This window comes from Tersicoccus sp. Bi-70, from assembly GCF_001968825.1.
In the GTDB taxonomy this organism is placed as follows: domain Bacteria; phylum Actinomycetota; class Actinomycetes; order Actinomycetales; family Micrococcaceae; genus Tersicoccus.
The window spans coordinates 535,698-557,213 of record NZ_MIEU01000016.1; the positions used below are offsets into that span (position 1 = coordinate 535,698).

The following is a 21,516-nucleotide window of genomic DNA, read 5'->3' on the forward strand; positions in this document are numbered from 1 at the left end:
ACACCCGTCGCCCGCCGGGTGCCCCGAACGACCGCGCGGCCGGGCGGTGCGGGCGGTGCGGGCGACGTTACCGACGGGTTTCCTCCTCCTGCCTGACATATCAGTGGTGTGAAATATGGCGATCAGAACGAAGAAACCCGCGCTCCCCTCTTGTCGCCGCCGCATCAACGTGCCTACTGTGTGACGCATCACTGTTGCGTTGCCTGCAACAACGTTTCTCCCAGCGTCTCGGGAAGAGACGGAACCGACAACCGGAAGAGGTCACCCGTGACGTCCTCACCCCTCAGCCCCGCGGACGCAGGCACGTCCAGCGGCCCCGGCCCGCACACGGCCGCGGTCATTACCGTGGACGCCGGCGTGCGCCGCCGCGTCGTCGGTGCCAGCTTCATCGGAAACTTCGTCGAGTGGTTCGACTACGCGGTCTACGGTTACCTGGCCGCAGTCATCGGCGCCGTGTTCTTCCCGGAGTCGGATCGGCAGACGCAGCTGCTGTCGACCTTCGCGATCTTCGCCATCTCGTTCATCGTCCGGCCCATCGGCGGGTTCTTCTGGGGCAGCATCGGTGACCGGATCGGCCGCCGCGCCGCCCTCTCCTGGTCGATCCTCATCATGTCGGTGGCCACCTTCTGTATCGGCCTGCTCCCCACCTACGCGCTCGTGGGCGTGCTGGCCCCGCTCCTGCTCCTGCTCGTCCGGGTCGTCCAGGGCTTCTCCGCCTCGGGTGAGTATGCTGGTGCCTCCGCCTTCCTCGTCGAGTACGCTCCGGCGAATCGGCGCGGCATCTATGCCGCCGTCGTTCCGGCGTCCACGGCGGCCGGCCTGCTGCTCGGGTCCCTGCTGGCAGCGCTGCTGACCGCCACGCTGAGCTCGGCCCAGCTCTCCGAATGGGGCTGGCGCCTGCCGTTCCTGCTCGCGGCGCCCATGGGCCTGATCGGCCGCTACATCCGGACCCGGCTCGAGGACACTCCGGCCTTCCGCCATCTGGCCGAGAAGGACGACGCCGTCAAGGCCCCGGCCCGTGCGATGTTCCGGGACCACTGGCGGACCCTCCTGCTGGCCGCCGGTGCCGTCCTGCTGAACGCCGTCGGCTTCTACGTGATCCTCAGTTACATGCCCACCTACCTGGCCGAGGAGATCGGGTTGGACGCCACCGCGTCCTTCCTGGCCACCAGCATCGCGCTGCTGACCTACATCGGGTTCATCTTCCTCACCGGCGCCCTCTCGGACCGCTATGGCCGCAAGCGCGTGCTGATCGCCGCGAGCATCTGCTTCGTGGTCTTCACCGTGCCGGCCTTCATGCTGCTGGGGACCGGCAACTTCCTGGCCATCCTGGTCGTGGAGGTGTTCCTCGGCGCGATGCTCACCCTGAACGACGGCACCCTGCCCAGCTTCCTCGCCGAACTGTTCCCCACCACCGTCCGCTACAGCGGATTCGCCGTCAGCTTCAACCTGTCCAACGCCCTCTTCGGAGGCACCGCCCCGTTCGTCGCCACCTGGTTGATCGGACAGACCCACAACGACCTGGCGCCCGGCTTCTACCTCATGGCCGCCGCCGTCGTGTCCCTGGCCGCCGTGCTCTGCGCACGCGAGACCTCGCGCACACCGCTGCGCGAATCCTGAAACCCACTCCCCACCCCGCACGTCCCAGATGCGTTCACCGCAACCTCACGAAGGGTCGATCATGAAGGAAGCACCCTCCAGCTCGGAGACCGTCACGCAGGAGGTCGAGGACACCCTGCAGCCCGTCCCCGAGCACGCCCGCACCACCAAGCTGTCCGGCCAGTTCTGGATCTGGGCGGGCGCCAACGTCGCCCCGATCAACTGGATCCTCGGCGCCCTGGGCATCCAGCTCGGCCTGAGCTTCGCCGACACGATGACCGTTCTCATCGTCGGCAACCTCATCGGCATGGCCGGGTTCGGCTTCTTCGTCCTGCTGGGACAGAAGACCGGGGCCACCGGCATGCTGCTCGCCCGCGGCGCGTTCGGCCGCCGCGGCGCCTACCTGCCCGCCGCCATCCAGGCCATCGTGGCCATCGGCTGGGCCGCCGTGAACACCTGGATCATCCTCGACCTCGTGATGGCCCTCTTCGGCCTGATCGGCTGGGTCGATCCCGCGCAGCCCAACCTCGGCTGGCGCCTCGGCGTCGCCGCCGTCATCATGACCATCCAGGTCATCATCTGCTTCCGCGGCTACAAGGCCATCGCCCGCTTCGAGCGCTGGACGATGCCCCCCACCCTGGTCGTCCTCGTCGTGATGTCGATCATCGCCTGGACCCAGCTGAACATCGACTGGGGCTACCAGGGCCCGGCCGGCGCCGTCCTCTCCGGCGGGGAGCGCTTCGCCGCCATGTCCGGCATCATGACCGCCATCGGCATCGGCTGGGGCATCGGCTGGTTCACCTACGCGCCGGACTACTCCCGCTTCGTCAGCCGCTCCGTCAAGCCGGCGAAGCTGTTCGCCGTCAGCGCCCTCGGCCAGTTCCTGCCCGTCATCTGGCTCGGCATCCTCGGCGCGAGCCTGGCCACCAAGAACGGCCAGGCCGACCCCGGCGAGCTCATCGTCTCCAACTTCGGCGTGATGGCCATCCCGGTGATCCTGCTCGTCATCCACGGCCCGATCGCCACGAACATCATCAACATGTACACGTTCTCCGTGGCGGTGCAGGCCCTCGACGTGAAGATCTCCCGCAAGGCCCTCTCCGTCGTCGTCGGCGTGCTCGCGATGGCCGGCGTCTACCTGTTCACCCTCACCCCGGACTTCGGGGAGACCCTCGACGCCTGGCTGGTCAGCATCGTCGCCTGGGTCGCCACCTGGGGCGGCATCATCGCGGTCCACTACTTCGTGTTCGAGCGGAAGCACCAGGACTTCAGCTACCTCTTCCTCTCCCCCACCGACACCCACCTCAAGGCCTTCAACCCGATCGCCTTCGTCTCCTTCTTCGCCGGCATCATCGCCACCTGGCTGTTCATGTACGGCATCATCCCGGCGTTCCAGGGCCCGATCGCCACCGCGATGGGCGGCGTGGACCTCTCGTGGCTGGCCGGCACCGTGGTCGCCGCGGGCCTCTACCTCGCGCTCGGCTGGCCCCGGTTCAAGTCCCGGATCCACGCGGGCGTGCCGATCGGCATCCGGCAGGACCTGTCCGACAGCGAGGTGTTGAACACCCGCGGCAACGCGATCGTCCCCCGCCCGGACCAGGTGCCCGCCGGGGCCACCCCCGCCGATACGGAAGGACCCGGCAATGCCCCTGTCCACGCCTGAGTGGCCCGGCGCGCACCGCAGCGCCGCCGCCTTCACCTTCGACGTCGACGCCGAGGCCGGGGCCATCGCCTTCGACCACACCTACGTGGACCGGATGTCGCTGATGACCCATCAGCAGTACGGGCCCACGGTGGCGGTGCCGAAACTGCTCGCGATGCTGCGCCGGCAGGACGTCAAGGCCACGTTCTTCGTCCCCGGCTACACCGCCGAGCTGCACCCGGACGTCGTCAAGGCCCTGATCGACGACGGCCACGAGATCGGCCACCACGGGTACCTGCACGAGAACACGAAGGGCATGTCCGAGGCGGACGAGGCGGCCATGATCGACCGGGGGCTGGAGGCGCTCGACGCCGTCGCCGGCGTCCGGCCGGTCGGCTACCGGGCCCCGTGGTGGGAGTACAACTGGCACACCACGAAGCTGCTGGCCGAGCGTGGGTTCCGGTACGACTCGAGCCTGCTCGACGGCGACGCCCCCTACCTGTTCGCCGGCGAGGGCATGACCGACGCGCAGGCCCTCGTGGAGGTGCCGATCGACTGGGCCCTGGACGACTGGGAGCAGTACGCCTTCTACCCCGGCTGGACCGGGTCCGGGGTGATCGAGTCGCCGAACAAGGCGCTCGAGCTGTGGAGCCTGGAGGCGCAGGCCTCCAACGCGGCCGGCGGCGCCTTCGTCCTGACCAACCATCCCTTCATCTCGGGCCGCCCCTCCCGCCTGACCGCTCTGGAGACCCTGATCGAACGGGTCAAGGAGCTGGACGGCGTGTGGATCACGACCCTCGAGCAGATCGCGGAGCACACACGCACGGTCATCACCGACGTGTACCGGCACCAGCGGCTGCCCGACCCCGGACCGCTGCCGGGCCAGCCCGGCAGCACCACGACCGGCACAGTCGCGCCGGCAGCGCAGGAGCTGCCGGCCACGGACAGCGACCCCCGGTTCGTCAGCACCATGACAGGAGAGCAATGAGCACCACCACGAATGCCCCCATCAGCGACGTCAGCGAACTGGAGCGCCTCAAGGTCCTGCACAACGGCACCAAGGAGCCGCTGACCTTCTCCGACGCCGAGTTCGAGCGTCGCCTGGCCGGGCTGCGGCAGATCATGGCCGAGCAGGGTCTCGATGCGGTGATCCTCAACAGCTACCAGGGCATCAAGTACTACAGCGACTTCCTCTTCACCTACTTCGGCCGGTCGTACGCCCTCGTCGTGACCCCGACCGACCAGGTGACGGTGACCGCGAACATCGACGCCGGCATGCCGTGGCGGCGCAGCTACGGCGAGAACGTCGTCTACACGGACTGGCGGCGGGACAACTTCCAGTTCGCCCTGCAGGAGGTGCTGCGCACCCGCGGCATCAACGCCCGCCGGCTCGGCGTCGAGGACGACACGCTGCCCGTGCTGCACCGGCAGCGCCTGCAGGACGCCTTCGCCGACGCCACGCTGGTGGACATCTCCCAGGCCGCGATGCGCCAGCGGATGATCAAGTCCGCCGAGGAGATCGAGGTGATCAAGCACGGCGCCCGCATCGGCGACCTCGGGGGCGAGGCCATCAAGGCCGCGCTGCGGGAAGGCATCGCCGAGTACGAGGTGGCCCTCATCGGCGTCGAGGCGATGACCCACGAGATCGCCCGGACCTTCCCCGACTCGGAGATCCGCGACACCTGGGTGTGGTTCCAGTCCGGCATCAACACCGACGGCGCCCACAACTGGAACACGACGCGGAAGCTGCAGCGCGGGGAGATCCTGTCCCTGAACTGCTTCCCGATGACCAGCGGCTACTACACCGCGCTGGAGCGCACGATGTTCCTCGGCCAGCCCGACGCGAAGTCGCTCGAGCTGTGGAACATCAACGTCGAGGTGCACGAGGCGGGCCTGGAACTGATCAAGCCCGGCGCCGTGTGCAGCGACATCGCCGCCGAGCTGAACAAGATCTACACCGGCTACGGCCTGCTGCCCAACCGCACCTTCGGGTACGGGCACTCCTTCGGTGTGCTCTCGCACTACTACGGTCGCGAGGCCGGCCTGGAGCTGCGGGAGGACATCGACACGGTGCTCGAGCCGGGCATGGTCGTCTCGATGGAGCCGATGATCACCGTGGCCGAGGGTGAGCCCGGTGCCGGCGGCTACCGCGAGCACGACATCCTCGTGGTCGGCGAGGACGGCGCCGAGAACATCACGAAGTTCGGCTACGGCCCGGACAACAACATCGTCGACGCCTGAGCACGTCACGACGACGCCCCGGACCGCGCGGTCCGGGGCGTCGTCGTTACGGTGAGAAGACACCGCCGTACCCGAGGAGCTTCCCGTGCCGATCACCGATTCCCACCTGCGCGCCGTCCACGAGGAGGTCCTCGCCCGCAACCCGGCCGAGCCCGAGTTCCACCAGGCGGTGCAGGAGGTGCTGGAGTCACTCGCCCCGGTCGTCGCCAGGCACCCCCAGTACGTCGACGCGGCGATCATCCAGCGGATCTGCGAGCCCGAACGGCAGGTCATCTTCCGGGTGCCGTGGGTCGACGACGCGGGCCGCGTCCGGCTCAACCGTGGCTTCCGGGTGCAGTTCAACTCCGCACTCGGGCCCTACAAGGGCGGTCTGCGTTTCCATCCGAGCGCCAACCTCGGCATCGTCAAGTTCCTCGGTTTCGAGCAGATCTTCAAGAACTCCCTCACCGGCATGCCGATCGGCGGCGGCAAGGGCGGCTCCGACTTCGACCCCAAGGGCAAGTCCGACCGTGAGGTGATGAGCTTCTGCCAGTCGTTCATGACGGAACTCCATCGCCACATCGGCGAGGAGGTGGACGTCCCCGCGGGCGACATCGGCGTCGGCGGCCGCGAGATCGGCTACCTGTTCGGGCAGTACAAGCGACTGTCGAACCGCTACGAGTCGGGCGCCATCACCGGCAAGGGCCTGACGTGGGGCGGGTCGCTGGTGCGGACGGAAGCCACCGGGTACGGCACCGTGTACTTCACCGGGGAGATGCTCCGCGCCCGCGGGGAGTCCTTCGACGGCAAGCGCGTCGTCGTCTCCGGCTCCGGCAACGTGGCGATCTACGCGATCGAGAAGGTGCACCAGCTCGGCGGCACCGTCGTCGCCTGCTCCGACTCCAGCGGCTACCTCGTGGACGAGGACGGCATCGACCTCGAGCTGCTCAAGGAGGTCAAGGAGGTGCGGCGCGAGCGCGTGAGTGCCTACGCCGAGCACCGCGGGAGGCTCGTCACGGGCGGCTCGATCTGGGACGTCCCGTGCGACATCGCGCTCCCGTCGGCCACGCAGAACGAGCTGCCCGAGGCGGGTGCGGCCGCCCTGGTCGCCAACGGCTGCCGCTACGTCGCCGAGGGCGCCAACATGCCGACGACGCCGGAGGCACTGCGCGTCCTGACCGGCGCCGGCGTGGCATTCGCGCCGGGCAAGGCGGCCAACGCCGGCGGAGTGGCGACGAGCGCGCTCGAGATGCAGCAGAACGCGTCGCGTGACTCGTGGACCTTCGAGCACACCGAGATCCGTCTCGCGCAGATCATGAAGGACATCCACGACCGCTGCGCGACGACGGCGGACGAGTACGGCGCGCCCGGGGACTACGTCGTGGGAGCGAACATCTCCGGCTTCCTGCGCGTGGCCGACGCGATGGTCGCCCTCGGCGTCATCTGACCGGGGGGCGCGGCGGATCCGTCAGAACCGGCCGCGAACCTTCAGTCCGCGCGGGCGGCCGTCCGGATCGTGCACCGTGCGGTAGAGCACCTCGGCCCACGCCTTCGTCAGCGGGGAAAGGCGCGGCGCCTGCAGCCGGCGCAGGCGCCCCGGGGGCCGCTCCCCACGCCCGCCGCCGTCGTGCCAGTGCTCCAGCCGGTCCACGGCCTCCCGATAGGCGGCGAACATGCCGTGCTCGTCGACGCAGTCCGCCATGATCTCGGCGATGCCGTCGTCGTCGACCCCGTCGGGCAGCTCCCGGTCCAGGTGCTCGGCGGCCAGGCGCAGCCGCAGGCGGCGCGCGTAGGCGGAGTGGCCCTCCCCCGCATCGTCGATCACCGCGGCGGAGAGCTCGGAGTCGTGGGTCCAGGACCGTCGGTTGAAGTTGTCGGAGCCGACGGAGGCCCAGACGTCGTCCATGATGCAGACCTTGGCGTGGACGTACACCGGCCGGCCTGCCCGGTTCTCCAGCCCGTAGAACGCCACCCGCTCCGGGGCCGAGGCGGACATCGCGCGGAGCGCCCGCTCCCGGCCGACCATCTGCGGCAGGCGCCCCGTCGCCCCACCCTGATCGGTGAAGCGGGGCAGCACGCCGAGCACGTGCAGGTCGTCGCGGATGTTCAGGGCGTGGTCGAACCGGTCGGCGACGTCGGTGGACCACAGGTACTGGTCCTCGATGTAGACGAGCTTGCGCGCGTGATCCAGCGCCTTGGTGTAGCCGCGGGCCACCGAGCGCTCGCCGCCGACGGCGAACGGGTAGTCCATGCCCCAGCGCAGGTCCGGGTAGGTGCGCAACAGCTGCACGTGCTGGGTGCCGCCGTCGACCGGCGCGGGCGCGGGGGTGCGCTCGGGCAGGGGATCCGGGGTGGTGTCGTCGCGGGCCAGCGCGTCGCGCAGCCGCCGCAGCGGGGAGCGCGTCAGCGGCGTGGGGTCCTCCCACCGCTCGCGGAACACGGTCTCGACGTCGTAGACCGCCGGTCCCTGGATGGCCAGCTGCACGTCGTGCCAGGGCGGGGTGTCCCCGTACTCGTCGGCCATCGCCTGGGGCTGCGGGTCGCCGCCGTGCCGGGCGTCGTCGCGGCGGGAGTGGCACAGGTCGATGCCGCCCACGTAGGCGATGTCGTCCTCGGGCCGGTCCCGGTGCCGCAGCACGACGAACTTCTGGTGGTGCGAGCCCATGGTGCGCACGCGCATGTCCAGCAGCGTCTCCGCGCCACGGTCCTGCAGCGCCTGGATGAGGTGCCGGTTCTGCTCGGCGGAGAAGTGCAGTTTGTCCCAGTGCGAGCGCCACACCAGGCCGCGCACGTCGACCCCGCGCTCGTCGGCCCGGCCGAGCACCTGGGAGACCTCGCTGCCCGGCTCACCGGTCATCCGCTCGTCGGGGTCGCCCCGCCAGTCGGTGAAGAGCAGCAGGTCCCCGGGACGCATCGCCTCGATGCGCTCGTACAGCTCCGCGAAGTAGACCGCGCCGTGGATCAGCGGGCGCACCAGGTTGCCGGAGGAATGGGCCTGCTGGCCCGGATGCGGGTCGTCCAGCAGGGTGTGCCGGTTGTCCCGTTCATGAGCAGTGAGATACCAGGACGTCGACACGGGACCATGCTATGCCCCGCCCACCTGCGGTTCCGGGACGCCGGGACAGCACAATGGGCAGATGAGCATGGGCAGCGACGACGATCTGGGCGGCCGGGGGCCCTCGGCGATCACGAATGCGGTGGCCGCCCTCCGGTGCTTCACGGTGGACGAACCGAGCCTCGGGGTGACCGAGATCGCCGCCCGGATCGGGGTGCACAAGAGCACGGTGTCCCGCGTGCTCGCCAACCTCGAGGCGGAGGACCTGGTGGAGCGGGACCCGGTGACGCGGCGGTTCCGGCTGGGCCTGGGCATCATCGCCGTCGCCGGGCCGCTGCTGGCCCGGCTCGAGGTGCGGCAGGTGGCCTACCCGGTGCTGACCGAGCTGGCGGAGCGGACCCGGGAGACGGCGGCGCTGATGGTCTGGGACGGGCACGGCTCGGTCTCGGTCGAACAGATCCCGAGCACCCGGCTGATCAAGCACACGGCGGCGCTCGGCAGCCGCTACGCGACCACCGGCAGCGCGAGTGTGCAGGTGTTCCTCGCGGCGATGCCGGACGAGGACGTGCGCACGCTGCTGCGCGACGGCGCGGTGACCGGGCCGCAGCACGACGACGCGCTCGGCGACCTGGCGGACCTGCTCGCCACGGTCCGGGCGGACGGCTACGCGGTCAACTACGGGATGACGTCGGACGACGAGGTGGGCGTCGCCTCCGCGGTGCAGGACCACCGGGGCACCGTGGTCGCCGCGGTGCTGGTCTCCGCCCCTCGCTATCGCACGCCGCGGGAGGCGATCCCCGCCCTCGGGCTGACGTGCCGGGAGGCGGCCGACGCCGTCTCGGGACGGCTCGGCGGCCGTCCTTGGCGGCCGTAGGGCGGACCAGCCAGGGGCGTCAGGCCGCGCCGTCGGTCGGACGGCGGCCGCTGGAGCCGGACGGGAGGCCGAGGACGACGCGGCGTTCCAGCGCCGCCACTGCCTCGACCGGCAGCACGATGATGCCCTCGAGCTCCCGGCGCACTCGGGTGTACGCCACCTGGCGCTCGTTGGCGCTGGCGCCGGGGTCGACCGCCACGCGCAGCAGCTGCCGGGCCTGCGCCAGCCGGCGCTGCTCCCCCTCGGAGTAGTGGGCGTCCCGCAGACGCACGGCCTCCCGCTCCGCGAGGTCGAACGCCACCTCGTACCGGCGCACCGCCTCCCGGTACTCCGCGACCCCGTCGTCGGCCAGCAGGGCCTCGGGGCTGCCGGGCCGCAGCCCGTCCGCCGCGCGCTTGGCGCGGATGAAGTCGACGGTCAGCGGTTCGCGCACGTCCGTCATCATCGGGAAGTCGATCAGCCGGGCGACGTCGAGTTCGTACGCGAGCCAGCGTCCGTTGACGGCGTCGTGGTCGGCGATCAGCTGCCGCGCGGACGCGACCCGGCGCTCCTGCTGAGCGCGCCGATCGGCGCGGACGTCGGTGGCGGGCGGCCGGGACGGCGCACCGCCGCCGTGCGACAGCTCCTGCGTCCGCCGACGGCCCCGCCGACGCGCCGCGAACCCGCCGCCGGCCATCGCCCAGATCGGGAAGATGAGCCACCAGGGGAAGTTCGCCCAATGATCCATGCCGACCATCGTGCTACGCCACGGCACCGGCCACCAGTGGGCGGAGCTGGAAATACGCTCTCAGCCGCGCCGGAGGTATCCCGCCTCCCGCGCCGCGGCCACCGCGGCCGTCCGGGAGTTGACCCCGAGCTTCGGGTAGATGTGCGCGAGGTGCGACTTCACCGTCGTCTCGCTCACGTGCAGCGTCCGCGCGATCTCGGTGTTGCTCCGGCCGCCGGCGACGAGGTCGAGCACCTCCAGCTCACGGGCGCTCAGCGCGGTCGGGCGCTGCCGCATCCGGGTCAGCAGCCGGGAGGCGACCGCCGGGGCGAGGGCCGTCTGCCCGACGGCGGCCGCCCGCACCGCGGCCACGATCTCCGCCGGCGGCGCGTCCTTGAGCAGGTACCCGGCCGCCCCGGCCTCGATCGCCGAGACGATGTCGCTGTCCGTGTCGAAGTTGGTCAGCACGAGGACGGCCGGCGGATGAGGCAGCGCCCGGATCGCCCGTGTCGCGTCCGCTCCCTCGAAGCGGTGGTCGAACTGCAGGTCCATCAGCACGACATCGGGGCCGAGCTCCCGCGCCGCCTCGAGCGCTGCGGCGGTGGTACCGACGGCTCCGGCCACCGTGATGTCCGGTTCCGAGTCGAACAGAGCGCTGAGACCCGCCCGGATCACCGGATGGTCGTCCGCGATCAGCACGCGCAGCGTCATGACGGCAACTCCGCTCCAGGACCGCTGTCCCGGTTCACGCCGTCCTGGCTCACACCGTCGACATCGAACACCGCCACCACGCTGGTCCCCTGCCCGGGTCCGCTCTCGACGACGAACTCCCCGCCGAGGGCGCTCACCCGGTCCCGGACGCCGCGCAGGCCGAAGGACACCCGCTCCGCGTCGGCGGCGTCGTCCGCCCCGGGCCGGTCCGCGAGCACCGCATCCACGTCGAAGCCGACGCCGTCGTCGACGACGTCGAGCACGATCTGCCCCTCGAGCGCACTGAGCGTGAGGTCGAGCCGACGGGCCCGCGCGTGCTGGACGACGTTCGCGACGGCGTTCTGCGCCACCCGCAGCAGGCCGACCTCCACGGGCGTGGGCACGGCGGCCAGGTCGGCCAGGTCCGGCGGCAGCGTCAGGGTGACGGCGAGGTCGGTCTCGGCCCGGGTGCGGTCCGCCAACCGCGTCAACGCCGTCGCGACGCCACGACCGTGCAGGGCCGCGGGCTGCAGGGCGGCGATGAACTGCCGCGTCTCGGCGAGCGCGTCCTGCGCCGCCTCCCGCGCCTGCGCGACGCGCTGCGCCCGCGCCGGCTCCGGGGCCCGGTCCGCCGCGTGCAGCAGCAGGATGATGCTGGAGAGCGACTGCGAAACGGTGTCGTGGATCTCCCGGGCCAGCCGGGCCCGCTCCTGCGCCGCGCCGGCGTCACGCTCCGCGGCGGCCAGCGCGCTCCGCGTCACCGTCAGGTCCTCGATCAGCCGCTGCCGCTCGCGGATCTGCAGCAGGAGCGCCCGGTAGGCGGAGGCGATGACGACGGCCACCGCGGCCCCGATCACCGGCCCGAGCACCCCCGCGAAACCGGCGTCCGGGCGATGCCGGGCGAAGGCGAGCACGGCGACGACGGTCGCGACGATCACCGCGACCACCCCGCGCGCGACCGGCAACAGGTGCAGGAGGACGAAGAAGAGCGGGAAGGCCAGGTACACGGCGTCGTCGCTGACGAGGATCAGCAGCAGCCAGGCGAGGGACAGGACGGCGAGCCAGACGGCCGGCGCCCCGCGTCGCCGTCGACCCGGTCGCCGTCTCCCCGGTCGCCCTCGCCCCGGGGGACGGGCGCGGGCTATCGCGACCCCGGTGAACCACACCGCCAGGAACACGAGCACCAGGGCCAGCTCGAGGGCGACCGCCGGCAGGCCGTCGTCGCGGGCGTTCACGACGATCACGACGCACAGGCCCACGACGAGCACGTGCAGGGCCACTGCCAGCGTCACGGAGATGCGGGTCAGCGACGAACCCGCGCGGACATCGGCCGCGGTCGCGCCGCCGCCCGTTCCGTCGATCTCCCCCATGAAGAGACAAGGTACCGGGCACACCCGCCTGCGGGCATCGTCCGAAAGGTGGATCCGGATCTCCACCCGACGGCGCCGCAGGAACGCCCGTCCGCACGATGCCCGCACCCCCGGCCGCGCGGGACGCTGGAGGCACCGAAGAAACGCGGGGCCCGGCACGGGCACCGCACCACCCGTCCGGCACCGCCCGGACCGAAAGGATCCTCATGTTCGTCGCGTGGCGCGACCTCAGAGCCGCCCGAGGACGCTTCCTGCTCATCGGCGCCGTGGTCACCCTCATCACCGTGCTCGTCACCTTCCTCAGCGGCCTGACCGGCGGCCTGGTGCAGCAGAACATCTCCGCGATCACCGCGCTGACCGCGGACCGGGTCGTCTTCACGCCCGACGCGGACGGGAAGGCCAGTTACGCCGACTCGACCGTGACGGACGCCCAGGCCGATACCTGGAAGAACCGGCCCGGCGTCACCGCGGTCGAGCCGCTCGGGATCTCCCCGGCCCGGGCGGTCGCCGGTGCCCGGACCGAGGCGGTCGCCCTGTTCGGCGGGGCCGACGCCCGCCTCGCCCCCGGGCACGTCGTGCTCCCGGCGCAGACCGCGGACCGGCTCGACGTCACCGCCGGGGACACCGTGACCCTCGCCGGGCGCACCTTCACGGTGGCCGCGGTCGGGCCCGAGCGCTGGTACTCGCACCAGCCGGTCGTCTCCCTCGGCGCCGCCGACTGGCGCGCCCTGGCCGCGACCGGCACCGGGAACCGCCCCGGTGCGGGCGGCACGACGAACGCGGCCGGCACCGTCCTGCTCGTGCACGGCACGGGCATCGACACCGCTGCCGCCGACGCGGCCGCCGGCACCACCTCGACCACGGTGCTCGGCTCGCTGACCGCGCTGTCGACGTTCCGCTCCGAGGTGGGGTCGCTGCTGCTGATGGTGAGCCTGCTGTTCGGCATCTCGGCCCTGGTGGTCGGCGCGTTCTTCACGGTGTGGTCGATCCAGCGGCGCGCCGACGTCGCCGTCCTGACCGCGCTCGGCGCCAGCCCGCGGATGCTCGTCACCGACGCCCTCGGTCAGGCGCTGCTGGTGCTCCTGGTCAGCATCGGCCTGGGCCTCGGCATCACCGTGCTCGGCGGGATCGCCGCCGGCTCGGCCCTGCCGTTCCTGCTCAGCCCGGTCACCACCGTGCTGCCCGCCCTCGCGATGACGGTGCTCGGCCTCGCCGGCGCCGCCGTCGCCACCCGTTCCGTCACCCGAACCGACCCGCTGATCGCCCTGGGGAGTGCCCGATGATCGACCTGTCCCACCTGACCCTGACCTTCCCCGACGGAGACGGTGTCATCACCGCCGTCGACGACGTGAGCCTGACCGTTCCGGCCGGCTCCGCCGCCGGGATCACCGGCCCGTCCGGTTCCGGCAAGTCGAGCCTGCTCGCACTCGCCTCGACGCTGATCACGCCCGACAGCGGGTCCGTGACCATCGACGGGATCGACGCCACCGCGCTGAGCCTGCCCGAGCGGGCACAGCTGCGCCGGTCCCGGATCGGGCTCGTCTTCCAGCAGGCCAACCTGCTGCCGTCCCTGACCGCGCTGGAACAGCTGCAGGTGATGAACGAGCTGACGACGTCCGGCTCCCGCCGGGCCGCCCGGTCGGCCGTGAAGAGCCGGGCGAAGGACCTGCTCGACGCCGTCGGCCTGGCCGAGCACGCCGGCAAGCGACCCGCGCAGCTCTCGGGCGGTCAGCGGCAGCGGGTCAACGTGGCCCGGGCGCTGATGAACGACCCCGCGGTGCTCGTCGTGGACGAGCCCACCAGCGCGCTGGACCGCGAGCGCAGCGCCCAGATCGTCGACCTCATCCTCGAGCTGACGCAGCGGTTCTCCACGGCGACCCTGCTCGTCACCCACGAGACCCGCATCCTGCCCCGGATGGACAGCGCGTGGCGGATGGTCGACGGGCGGCTCAGCGCGATGACCCCGGCGCAGCTGGCCGACGTCGCGGCCTGAGCCGGGCGCCCGAGCCTCACGCCCGCCGGACGCACGCCAGCTCGTCAAGAGATGTCGCATCCGGCCCGTCCGGGGGCCCTTCCAGGACATCTACTGACGAGCTGGCGTCAGAGCGGGGTCAGTCGAGGTCCTCCACGAGGTGCGTCGGGGCGAACATGCGCAGCAGCGTCTCGACCACCACGACGTTCGGGCCCTCGGCCTGCCAGGCCCGGCGCAGCGCGTCGCCCACCTGCTCCGGGGCGACCCGCTCGGCCGGCACCCCGAAGGAACCGGCGAGTGCGACGAAGTCCGGCCGGGCCAGCTCGGTCGCGGTGGCCTTGCCGAAGGTGTCCTGCATGTACTCGCGCAGGATGCCGTAGCCGCCGTCGTCGACGATCAGCCAGGTCACCGGCGCGCGGTGCTGGACGGCGGTGGCGAGCTCGGCGATCGAGTACATCGCGGACCCGTCACCCGAGACCGCGAGTACCCGCCGGCCGGTGCCGAGCGCCCCGCCGATGCCGGACGGGAAGCCGAAACCGAGCCCGCCGGCGCCCTGCGCGGAGTGGAACCCGCCGGTGCGCGCGTCCCAGCAGGACCACGCCCAGTAGGCGGCGATCGTCATGTCCCAGAAGGTCTGCGCGTCGTCCGGCACCGCGTCCCGGATACCGGCCATGAAGCCCTGCTCCCGGTCCAGGTCCTGCCCGTCGAGCCGCTCCCGGACGGCGGCGAGCGTCTGCCGCACCGTCTCCTCGGCCCGGCCGTCCGCCAGGCGGGCGGGCAGCTGCTCCGCCAACTGGGTCAGCGCCAGGCGCGCGTCGGCGCGCACGCCGAGGGCCGGCCGGTTGGACTCGAGCACCCGCGGCTCGGCGTCGATCTGGATCAGCCGCCCGCGCGGGGCGAGGCTGAAGTAGTTGCTCGTGACCTCGCCCAGGGAGGACCCGACGACGAGCAGGACGTCGGCGTCCTCGAGCACCTCGGTGACGAGCCGGTCCTCGACCCAGGACTGCAGGGACAGCGCGTGATCCCAGGGGAACGCCCCCTTGCCGCCCGGGGAGCAGACCACGGGAGCGCGCAGGGCCTCGGCCACGGTCAGCAGCTCGGCCTCCGCGCCGGCCCGGCGCACGCCGCCACCGGCGACGATCACCGGCCGCTCGGCGTCCCGGAGCCAGTGCACGGACTCGTCCACCAGCTCGGCGCGGGCCGGCTGCTCGAGCACCTCGGCCAGGGCGTCGTGCACGGGCGGGACGAACACCTCGTTCAAAAGCACGTCCTGTGGGATCTCGATCCACACCGGTCCGTGCGGCACGGTCAGCGCGTCGCTGAACGCGTCCTGGATGGCGGACGGGATGCCCGAGGCGTGGTGCACGGTGCGCTGGCTCTTGGTGACGTTCGCGGCCGAGGCCTTCTGGTCGTCGAGCTGGTGCAGCATGCCCTTGCGCCGCGCGCCGAGTCCCGCCAGCGGGATCTGGCTGGCGACGACGATCATCGGGACGCCGGTCGCGTACGCCTCCTGCAGGCCGGCGAGCGCGGTCAGGGCGCCCGGGCCGGTGGAGAGGAAGAGGACGCCCACCTCGCCGGTGGCGCGGGCGTAGCCGTCCGCGGCGAAGGCGGCGTTGTTCTCCACCCGGGCGCTGACGAAGCTCAGGTCCGACCGGCTCAGCGCGTCGAACAGGCCGAGGGCGTGCTGACCGGGGATGCCGAACACGGTCCGGGCGCCGAGCGCGGACAGGGTCTCGACGACGAGGTCGCCACCGTTGCGGCGCGAGACCGGGGCGTCGGTGGTTCCGGGGGCCTCAGTTGCCATAGGTGGTGCCTGCCTCGCCGTAGGCCGGGCCACCCGGGGCCGCACCGGCGCCGAGAGCCATCACGCTGATCAGGTCGTAGACGACGTGCGCGGCGGCGACGCCGGTCAGTTCCGCGTGGTCGTAGGGCGGGCTGACCTCGACGACGTCGGCGCCGACCAGGTTCATCCCGCGCAGGCCGCGGAGGATCTCGAGCAGCTCGCGGCTGGTCATGCCACCGGCCTCGGGGGTGCCGGTTCCGGGGGCGTGCGCCGGGTCGAGGACGTCGATGTCCACCGAGACGTAGAGCGGCCGGTCGCCCACCCGCTCGCGCAGCAGGGCGACGACGGCGTCGACCCCGAGCCGGAATACGTCGGCGCTGGTGACGATGCCGAAGCCGAAGCGGGCGTCGTCGTCCAGGTCCGCCGTCCCGTAGAGCGGCCCGCGGGTGCCCACGTGGCAGACGGCGTCGGTGTCGATGATGCCCTCCTCGAACGCCCGGCGGAACGGGGTGCCGTGGGTGTAGGCCGCGCCGAAGTAGGTGTCCCAGGTGTCCAGGTGCGCGTCGAAGTGCAGCAGCGCGACCGGGCCGTGGCGGCGGGCGTTGGCCCGCAGCAGCGGCAGCGCGATGGTGTGGTCCCCGCCGATGGTGACGACGCGCGCGCCGTCGGCCATCAACGCGGTGACGCCCTCGTCGACGGTCTGCAGGGCCGCCTCGATGTCGAACGGGTTGACGGCGAGATCCCCGGCGTCGGCGACCTGCGCGGTCGCGAACGGTGAGACGTTCAGGGCCGGGTTGAACGGCCGGAGCAGCCGCGAGGACTCGCGCACGTGGTTGGCGCCGAAGCGCGCGCCGGGCCGGTAGGAGACGCCCGTGTCGAAGGGGACGCCGGCGACGACGATGTCGGCGCTGCCGGTCCCGCCGGGCAGCTCGTCCAGGCGCGGCAGCCGCGCGAAGGTCGCAGGTCCGGCGTAGCGGGGCACGAGGGCCGCGTTCACCGGTCCGATCCTGCCATTGTCGATCACGCGTTCGGGGTTCATGCTGGTGCCTCCTGGCCGGTCGTCCCGTCGTGCCGTGGCGGTTGTCCGGACTGGCGTCCGGACCGGCACCACTGGACGAGTAGTTGTGTCATGCGTAACAATCGTTGCACCTAGAGCGAATTTTCGCGAGCGATACGTCCGGGAAACACCCGAGTGTCATCGTGGGGACAGCACGAGCAGGGCAGCGCCCGGTGCGTTTCATCCGTCCGATCCTCCCGGGCCGTGCAGGCCCGCCCGTCATCCGGAGCCCTCATGAACATCGCCATCGTCATCCTCTACCTGGTCGCCATGCTGGCGTTCGGGTTCTGGGGACGCACCCGCACCCGCACCAGTTCGGACTTCCTCGTCGCCGGCCGGCGCCTCGGACCCCTGCTCTACACCGGCACCATGGCCGCCGTCGTCCTCGGCGGCGCGTCGACCGTGGGCGGCGTGGGCCTGGGCTACAAGTACGGCATCTCCGGCATGTGGCTCGTCGTCGCCATCGGCACCGGCGTGATCCTGCTCAGCCTCCTGTTCGCCCCCGCGATCCAGCGCCTGCGCGTCTACACCGTCTCGCAGATGCTCGAACTGCGCTACGGCTCCCGGGTCGCCACCCAGACCTCCTCCGTCGTCATGCTCGCCTACACCGTGATGCTCTGCGCGACCTCCACCAGCGCCTACGCGACCATCTTCGTCGTCCTGTTCGGCTGGGACCGGTGGCTGGCCATCGCCGTCGGCGGCATCGTCGTGCTGATCTACTCGACGATCGGCGGCATGTGGTCCATCACCCTGGCCGACCAGGTGCAGTTCGTCATCAAGACCATCGGCGTCTTCTTCCTCATGCTGCCGTTCGCCCTCAACGCCGCGGGCGGATTCAGCGGTATGTCCGCCCGTCTCGAGTCCTCCTTCTTCGCCTGGGACGGCGCCGGCGTGCAGTGGATCATCACCCAGTTCGTCGTCTACACGTTCGGCCTGCTGATCGGCCAGGACATCTGGCAGCGCGTGTTCACGGCGCGCACCCCCACCGTCGCCCGCTGGGGCGGCACCACCGCCGGCATCTACTGCGTGCTCTACGGCATCGCCGGCGCGCTGATCGGCATGGCCGCGAAGGTCGCGCTCGGGGAGATCAAGGTCCGCGACGACGTCTACGCGGAGGTCGCGCAGAACATCCTGCCGATCGGCATCGGCGGCATCGTCCTCGCCGCGGCCGTCGCGGCGATGATGTCCACCGCCTCGGGCGCGCTGATCGCCGCCGCGACGGTGGCCCGCACCGATGTGGTGCCGTTCGTGGCCAGCTGGTTCGGCAAGCGCGTCGAGGTCGACGCGACGGCCGACCCGGAGCACGACGTGCGCGGCAACCGGGCCTGGGTGCTCATCCTCGGCGTCGTCGCCATCGTGCTGGCCATCGTCGTGACGGAGGTGGTCGCGGCCCTGACCATCGCCTACGACATCCTCGTCGGCGGCCTGCTCGTCGCGATCCTCGGCGGCCTCGTGTTCCGCCGCGGCACCGGGACCGGCGCGGCCGTGTCCATGGTCGTCGGCACCGTGGTCACGCTCGGCACCATGACGATCCTCGAGATCAACGCCGCCGTGCCGCTGGACGGGGTCTACGCCAACGAGCCGATCTACTACGGCCTGATCGCCTCGGCCGTCAGCTACGTCGTCGTCTCCCTGCTCACGCCCCGCACCCCGGACGCCATCCTCACGAACTGGGACGAGCGTCGGGCCGGTCGCGGGTTCTTCGACGCCGCGGCGGACCCGCGCACCGCGACGCTGCGCACGACGACGCCGGCCGACGCCTCAGGCGCATCCGGTGCCACGGCGGCCGACGTCGATCGGCCCACGCGCTGACCGACGCACTGACCCACCGACAGCTACGCCGACCCCGTCGGACCCGGCCCCTCCCGGCCCGGGTCCGGCGGGGTCCGTCGTCTCCGGCGGCGCGGGCCGGCCGTCAGGTGGCGGCGGGCACCAGCGTGAAGGTCACGACGGCCTCGGCCGCATCGGGGTTGTACCAGCTGTGCGGCTCGCGACCGGGGAAGGAGTAGGTGTCCCCCTCGTCCAACTCGATCTGCCGGTCGGTCAGGACGAGCACGAGCCGCCCGCGGATGACGTGGATGACGTCGAGATCGCAGTCCACCGCGTAGAGCTCGGACTCTCCGCGGCCGTGCCCGACGATCGTGGCGTGCAGGATCTGCACGCGCCGCTCCGCGCGGTCGGTCAGCAGCCGCTCCGCGATGCCCTCGCCGCCGAGCGAGATGCGCGGGGCGTCGGCGAGCCGGACGTGGTGCGTGTGCGGGGTGGTGAAGAGGTCTCCCACCGGGATGGAGAGCACCTGGCAGACGGTCACCAGGGAGCTGACGCTCGGGGACGTGAGGTCGCGCTCGACCCGGCTGAGGAAGCCCTTGGTCAGGCCCGTGGCCGCCGCGACCTCCTCGATGGTCAGCCGCTGCCGTTGCCGCACCGCTCGCAGCCGCGCTCCGATCAGCACGGGCGCGCTGCTCGGCGCCACCGGCAGTTTCTTCATCTGCGCCCCTCGACGTCACGGAACCCGGCAGGTCCCGGGGATGGCCTCAAGGTACACGGCGGACGGGGAAGCACCCAGCTGCCTCACCGGCCATGACGTCGGCCACAGACCCGCCCACGCCGTGGTGAGCCCGCGTAGAATTCTGCGGTGCCGAACCGAGCTCCCCAGCCCTCCGACCCCCTCTGGCGCAGCGACCAGCTGCCGACCGCGGAGGCCACGCCGCGGGACATCCGGCGGTGGCGCCGCTACCTCGCCGAGGAGCGCGCCGAGGGTGCGCTCTACCGCGACCTGGCCGCCCGTCGCCAGGGCGAGGAGCGGGACATCCTGCTCGGCCTCTCCAGCGCCGAGCAGCGGCACGCCGACCACTGGGCCGGACTGCTCGGTGACCGCGCCGGCCGGGCCGTGCGCCCCTCGCCGCGGTCACGGCTGCTCGGTTTCCTCGCCCGCCATCTCGGGCTGGTCTTCGTCCTCGCCCTCGTGCAGAACGCGGAGGCCCGCTCCCCGTACGAGGCGGACAAGCACGCCACGGACTCCATGGCCGCCGACGAGAAGGTGCACGGTGAGGTGGTCCGGGCGCTCGCGACCCGGGGCCGGGCCAAGCTCTCCGGCTCGTTCCGTGCCGCGGTCTTCGGGATGAACGACGGCCTGGTCTCCAACCTCGCGCTCATCATGGGCATCGGGGCGACCGGCGTCGGCAACGGCGTCGTCCTGGCCACCGGCGTCGCCGGCCTGCTCGCCGGGGCGCTGTCCATGGCCGCGGGCGAGTACGTGTCGGTCAAGTCGCAGCGCGAACTGCTGCTGGCGTCCCGGCCCACCCAGATCACCCTCGAGGCCGCCCCCTACCTGGACATCGACGCCAACGAGCTCGAACTGGTCTACCGCGCCCGCGGGATGAGCGCCGAGGACGCCCAGCACCGGGCGGCCGAGCGGCTCGGCGCGCACGCCTGCGACTGCGACCCGTCGCGCTCCGCCCACCCGGCGCACCTGCCGACCGAGGACCTGCAGGCCCTGGGCTCGGCCTGGTCCGCGGCAACGTCCTCGTTCTTCCTGTTCGCGACCGGCGCCCTCATCCCGATCCTGCCCTACCTGCTCGGGCTCACCGGGCTCGCGGCCCTCGTCGTCGCCGCCGTCCTCGTCGGCCTCGCCCTGCTCGTCACGGGCAGCATCACGGGGCTGCTCTCCGGCGCGTCCCCGCTGCTGCGCGGCCTGCGTCAGCTGGCCATCGGGTACGGGGCGGCGCTGGTCACCTACGTGCTCGGCCTGCTGTTCGGCGCGGCCGGCATCTGACGCCCGATCCGCGGCGTCGGTGAGATGTCGCGAACGTCGCGAACAAGGGCGACGAGGCCGGGGAGCGGACAGACATATCAGCGTACGGTGGACTTCTGTACCGCAGCCCCTGAGCCGATCGGAGCCGCATGACCCCGCCGTCAGTGACCGGATCCATGGCCGAGCGCGCCTACCACGAGCTGCGCGCCCGGATCATCGATCTGCGCCTGCCGCCGGGCACCGCGCTGGACGAGGACCGGCTGCGCACCGAGCTGGGGGTCGGCCGGACGCCGATGCGCGAGGCCGTCAAGCGGCTCGAGGCCGAGCGGATGGTCCAGGTGTACCCGCGGCGCGGGACGATCGTCACCGAGGTCAGCCTGCTGGACCTGCGGGCCATCTCCGACGCCCGCCGCGTGATGGAGGCCTTCGCGGCCCGCACGGCGGCGACCCGGCTCGGCGACGGGGACCGGTCCCGCATCACCGACCTGCTCGACCGGGTGCCCTCGGTGGCCCAGGTGTCGACCGCGCAGGCCATGGTGTTCGACCGTGAGGTGCACCAGGTCATCTGGGCGGTGATGCGCAACTCGTACCTCGAGGACACCCTCAGCCACTACTTCGACGTCGCCCTGCGGCTGTGGAACTACGTGCTCGACCGGATGCCCCCGATGAACGAGAACGTCACCGAGCACGCCGACCTGCTGCAGGCCATCCTCGACGCCGACGCTGAGACCGCCGCCCGGCTCGCCGAGGAGCACGTCACCCACTTCGAGGCCACGGTGCGCGCGTCCCTCTGA

The 21,516-nt window shown here is 71.8% G+C and carries 18 protein-coding genes; 11 read left to right on the top strand and 7 right to left on the bottom strand.

Annotated features, from left to right (window positions below):
- The first annotated feature begins 267 nt into the window (after positions 1-267).
- The 5 genes from BGP79_RS14905 (at position 268) to gdhA (ending at position 6,908) form a co-directional block, all read left to right on the top strand.
- The gene (locus BGP79_RS14905) at positions 268-1,620 is read left to right on the top strand and encodes an MFS transporter (protein ID WP_076696784.1); all 1,353 of its coding nucleotides are present in this window, start codon (positions 268-270) and stop codon (positions 1,618-1,620) included.
- A gap of 61 nt (positions 1,621-1,681) precedes the next feature.
- Positions 1,682-3,262, top strand: coding sequence for a cytosine permease (locus BGP79_RS14910; protein ID WP_076696786.1), 1,581 nt, complete (start codon positions 1,682-1,684; stop codon positions 3,260-3,262).
- Entirely contained in the window at positions 3,243-4,229 is a 987-nt protein-coding gene (locus BGP79_RS14915) for a polysaccharide deacetylase (RefSeq protein ID WP_083701976.1), read from the top strand. The genes BGP79_RS14910 and BGP79_RS14915 overlap by 20 nt, the downstream gene beginning before the upstream one ends.
- Positions 4,226-5,482 (top strand): aminopeptidase P family protein, encoded by a 1,257-nt coding sequence (locus BGP79_RS14920; RefSeq protein WP_076696788.1) that lies wholly within the window; start codon positions 4,226-4,228, stop codon positions 5,480-5,482. Before BGP79_RS14915 ends, BGP79_RS14920 begins: the two co-directional genes overlap by 4 nt.
- An 85-nt stretch (positions 5,483-5,567) precedes the next feature.
- On the top strand, positions 5,568-6,908 hold the full coding sequence (gdhA, locus tag BGP79_RS14925; protein ID WP_076696790.1) for an NADP-specific glutamate dehydrogenase: 1,341 nt from the start codon (positions 5,568-5,570) through the stop codon (positions 6,906-6,908).
- A gap of 21 nt (positions 6,909-6,929) precedes the next feature.
- Here gdhA and BGP79_RS14930 read toward each other — a convergent pair whose 3' ends face one another.
- The gene (locus BGP79_RS14930; RefSeq protein ID WP_076696792.1) at positions 6,930-8,537 is read right to left on the bottom strand and encodes a phospholipase D-like domain-containing protein; all 1,608 of its coding nucleotides are present in this window, start codon (positions 8,535-8,537) and stop codon (positions 6,930-6,932) included.
- Positions 8,538-8,598: 61 nt separating this feature from the next.
- Between BGP79_RS14930 and BGP79_RS14935 the strand changes: the two genes are divergently transcribed.
- A complete protein-coding gene (locus BGP79_RS14935) occupies positions 8,599-9,390 on the top strand; it encodes an IclR family transcriptional regulator (protein ID WP_076696794.1) in 792 nt (263 codons plus the stop codon).
- Between the two features lie 19 nt (positions 9,391-9,409).
- Here the strand turns inward: BGP79_RS14935 and BGP79_RS14940 are convergent, their stop codons facing one another.
- Genes BGP79_RS14940 through BGP79_RS14950 form a run of 3 tightly spaced genes read right to left on the bottom strand, consistent with a single transcriptional unit; the run spans position 9,410 to position 12,156 of the window.
- A complete protein-coding gene (locus BGP79_RS14940; protein WP_143588448.1) occupies positions 9,410-10,117 on the bottom strand; it encodes a hypothetical protein in 708 nt (235 codons plus the stop codon).
- Positions 10,118-10,177: 60 nt separating this feature from the next.
- Positions 10,178-10,807, bottom strand: coding sequence for a response regulator transcription factor (locus BGP79_RS14945; RefSeq protein ID WP_076696797.1), 630 nt, complete (start codon positions 10,805-10,807; stop codon positions 10,178-10,180).
- On the bottom strand, positions 10,804-12,156 hold the full coding sequence (locus tag BGP79_RS14950) for a sensor histidine kinase (RefSeq protein WP_076696799.1): 1,353 nt from the start codon (positions 12,154-12,156) through the stop codon (positions 10,804-10,806). Before BGP79_RS14950 ends, BGP79_RS14945 begins: the two co-directional genes overlap by 4 nt.
- A gap of 206 nt (positions 12,157-12,362) precedes the next feature.
- Between BGP79_RS14950 and BGP79_RS14955 the strand changes: the two genes are divergently transcribed.
- Positions 12,363-13,439: an ABC transporter permease gene (locus tag BGP79_RS14955; RefSeq protein WP_076696801.1), complete on the top strand. Its 1,077-nt coding sequence runs from the start codon at positions 12,363-12,365 to the stop codon at positions 13,437-13,439.
- Positions 13,436-14,149, top strand: coding sequence for an ABC transporter ATP-binding protein (locus BGP79_RS14960; protein WP_076696803.1), 714 nt, complete (start codon positions 13,436-13,438; stop codon positions 14,147-14,149). The genes BGP79_RS14955 and BGP79_RS14960 overlap by 4 nt, the downstream gene beginning before the upstream one ends.
- Before the next feature lie 118 nt (positions 14,150-14,267).
- Here the strand turns inward: BGP79_RS14960 and BGP79_RS14965 are convergent, their stop codons facing one another.
- Together BGP79_RS14965 and speB are read right to left on the bottom strand one after the other, a co-directional pair.
- Positions 14,268-15,932: a thiamine pyrophosphate-binding protein gene (locus BGP79_RS14965; RefSeq protein WP_076696805.1), complete on the bottom strand. Its 1,665-nt coding sequence runs from the start codon at positions 15,930-15,932 to the stop codon at positions 14,268-14,270.
- Complete coding sequence (speB, locus tag BGP79_RS14970; protein ID WP_076696807.1) at positions 15,922-16,950, bottom strand: agmatinase; 1,029 nt, start codon at positions 16,948-16,950, stop codon at positions 15,922-15,924. Before speB ends, BGP79_RS14965 begins: the two co-directional genes overlap by 11 nt.
- Positions 16,951-17,202: 252 nt before the next feature.
- On the opposite strand from speB, the gene BGP79_RS14975 reads away from it, so the two are divergent.
- Positions 17,203-18,780, top strand: coding sequence for a sodium:solute symporter (locus tag BGP79_RS14975; RefSeq protein ID WP_083701977.1), 1,578 nt, complete (start codon positions 17,203-17,205; stop codon positions 18,778-18,780).
- Positions 18,781-18,883: 103 nt separating this feature from the next.
- Here the strand turns inward: BGP79_RS14975 and BGP79_RS14980 are convergent, their stop codons facing one another.
- Positions 18,884-19,456, bottom strand: a complete 573-nt coding sequence (locus BGP79_RS14980; protein WP_076696810.1) for a helix-turn-helix domain-containing protein — start codon at positions 19,454-19,456, stop codon at positions 18,884-18,886.
- Positions 19,457-19,603: 147 nt separating this feature from the next.
- Here BGP79_RS14980 and BGP79_RS14985 point away from each other — a divergent pair, with 147 nt between their 5' ends.
- Positions 19,604-20,743, top strand: coding sequence for a VIT1/CCC1 family protein (locus BGP79_RS14985; RefSeq protein WP_076696812.1), 1,140 nt, complete (start codon positions 19,604-19,606; stop codon positions 20,741-20,743).
- A gap of 128 nt (positions 20,744-20,871) precedes the next feature.
- The gene (locus BGP79_RS14990; protein ID WP_076696814.1) at positions 20,872-21,516 is read left to right on the top strand and encodes a GntR family transcriptional regulator; all 645 of its coding nucleotides are present in this window, start codon (positions 20,872-20,874) and stop codon (positions 21,514-21,516) included.

What these genes read in the sequence shown, in the direction of transcription:
- BGP79_RS14915 (WP_083701976.1), top strand. Translation starts at nt 3,243, where the DNA reads ATGCCCCTGTCCACGCCTGAGTGGCCCGGCGCGCACCGCAGCGCCGCC.
- BGP79_RS14920 (WP_076696788.1), top strand. Translation starts at nt 4,226, where the DNA reads ATGAGCACCACCACGAATGCCCCCATCAGCGACGTCAGCGAACTGGAG.
- BGP79_RS14965 (WP_076696805.1), bottom strand. Translation starts at nt 15,932, where the DNA reads ATGGCAACTGAGGCCCCCGGAACCACCGACGCCCCGGTCTCGCGCCGC.
- speB (WP_076696807.1), bottom strand. Translation starts at nt 16,950, where the DNA reads ATGAACCCCGAACGCGTGATCGACAATGGCAGGATCGGACCGGTGAAC.
- BGP79_RS14910 (WP_076696786.1), top strand. Translation starts at nt 1,682, where the DNA reads ATGAAGGAAGCACCCTCCAGCTCGGAGACCGTCACGCAGGAGGTCGAG.
- BGP79_RS14940 (WP_143588448.1), bottom strand. Translation starts at nt 10,117, where the DNA reads ATGGATCATTGGGCGAACTTCCCCTGGTGGCTCATCTTCCCGATCTGG.
- BGP79_RS14935 (WP_076696794.1), top strand. Translation starts at nt 8,599, where the DNA reads ATGAGCATGGGCAGCGACGACGATCTGGGCGGCCGGGGGCCCTCGGCG.
- BGP79_RS14980 (WP_076696810.1), bottom strand. Translation starts at nt 19,456, where the DNA reads ATGAAGAAACTGCCGGTGGCGCCGAGCAGCGCGCCCGTGCTGATCGGA.
- BGP79_RS14960 (WP_076696803.1), top strand. Translation starts at nt 13,436, where the DNA reads ATGATCGACCTGTCCCACCTGACCCTGACCTTCCCCGACGGAGACGGT.
- BGP79_RS14955 (WP_076696801.1), top strand. Translation starts at nt 12,363, where the DNA reads ATGTTCGTCGCGTGGCGCGACCTCAGAGCCGCCCGAGGACGCTTCCTG.
- BGP79_RS14945 (WP_076696797.1), bottom strand. Translation starts at nt 10,807, where the DNA reads ATGACGCTGCGCGTGCTGATCGCGGACGACCATCCGGTGATCCGGGCG.
- BGP79_RS14950 (WP_076696799.1), bottom strand. Translation starts at nt 12,156, where the DNA reads ATGGGGGAGATCGACGGAACGGGCGGCGGCGCGACCGCGGCCGATGTC.
- BGP79_RS14975 (WP_083701977.1), top strand. Translation starts at nt 17,203, where the DNA reads ATGAACATCGCCATCGTCATCCTCTACCTGGTCGCCATGCTGGCGTTC.
- BGP79_RS14990 (WP_076696814.1), top strand. Translation starts at nt 20,872, where the DNA reads ATGACCCCGCCGTCAGTGACCGGATCCATGGCCGAGCGCGCCTACCAC.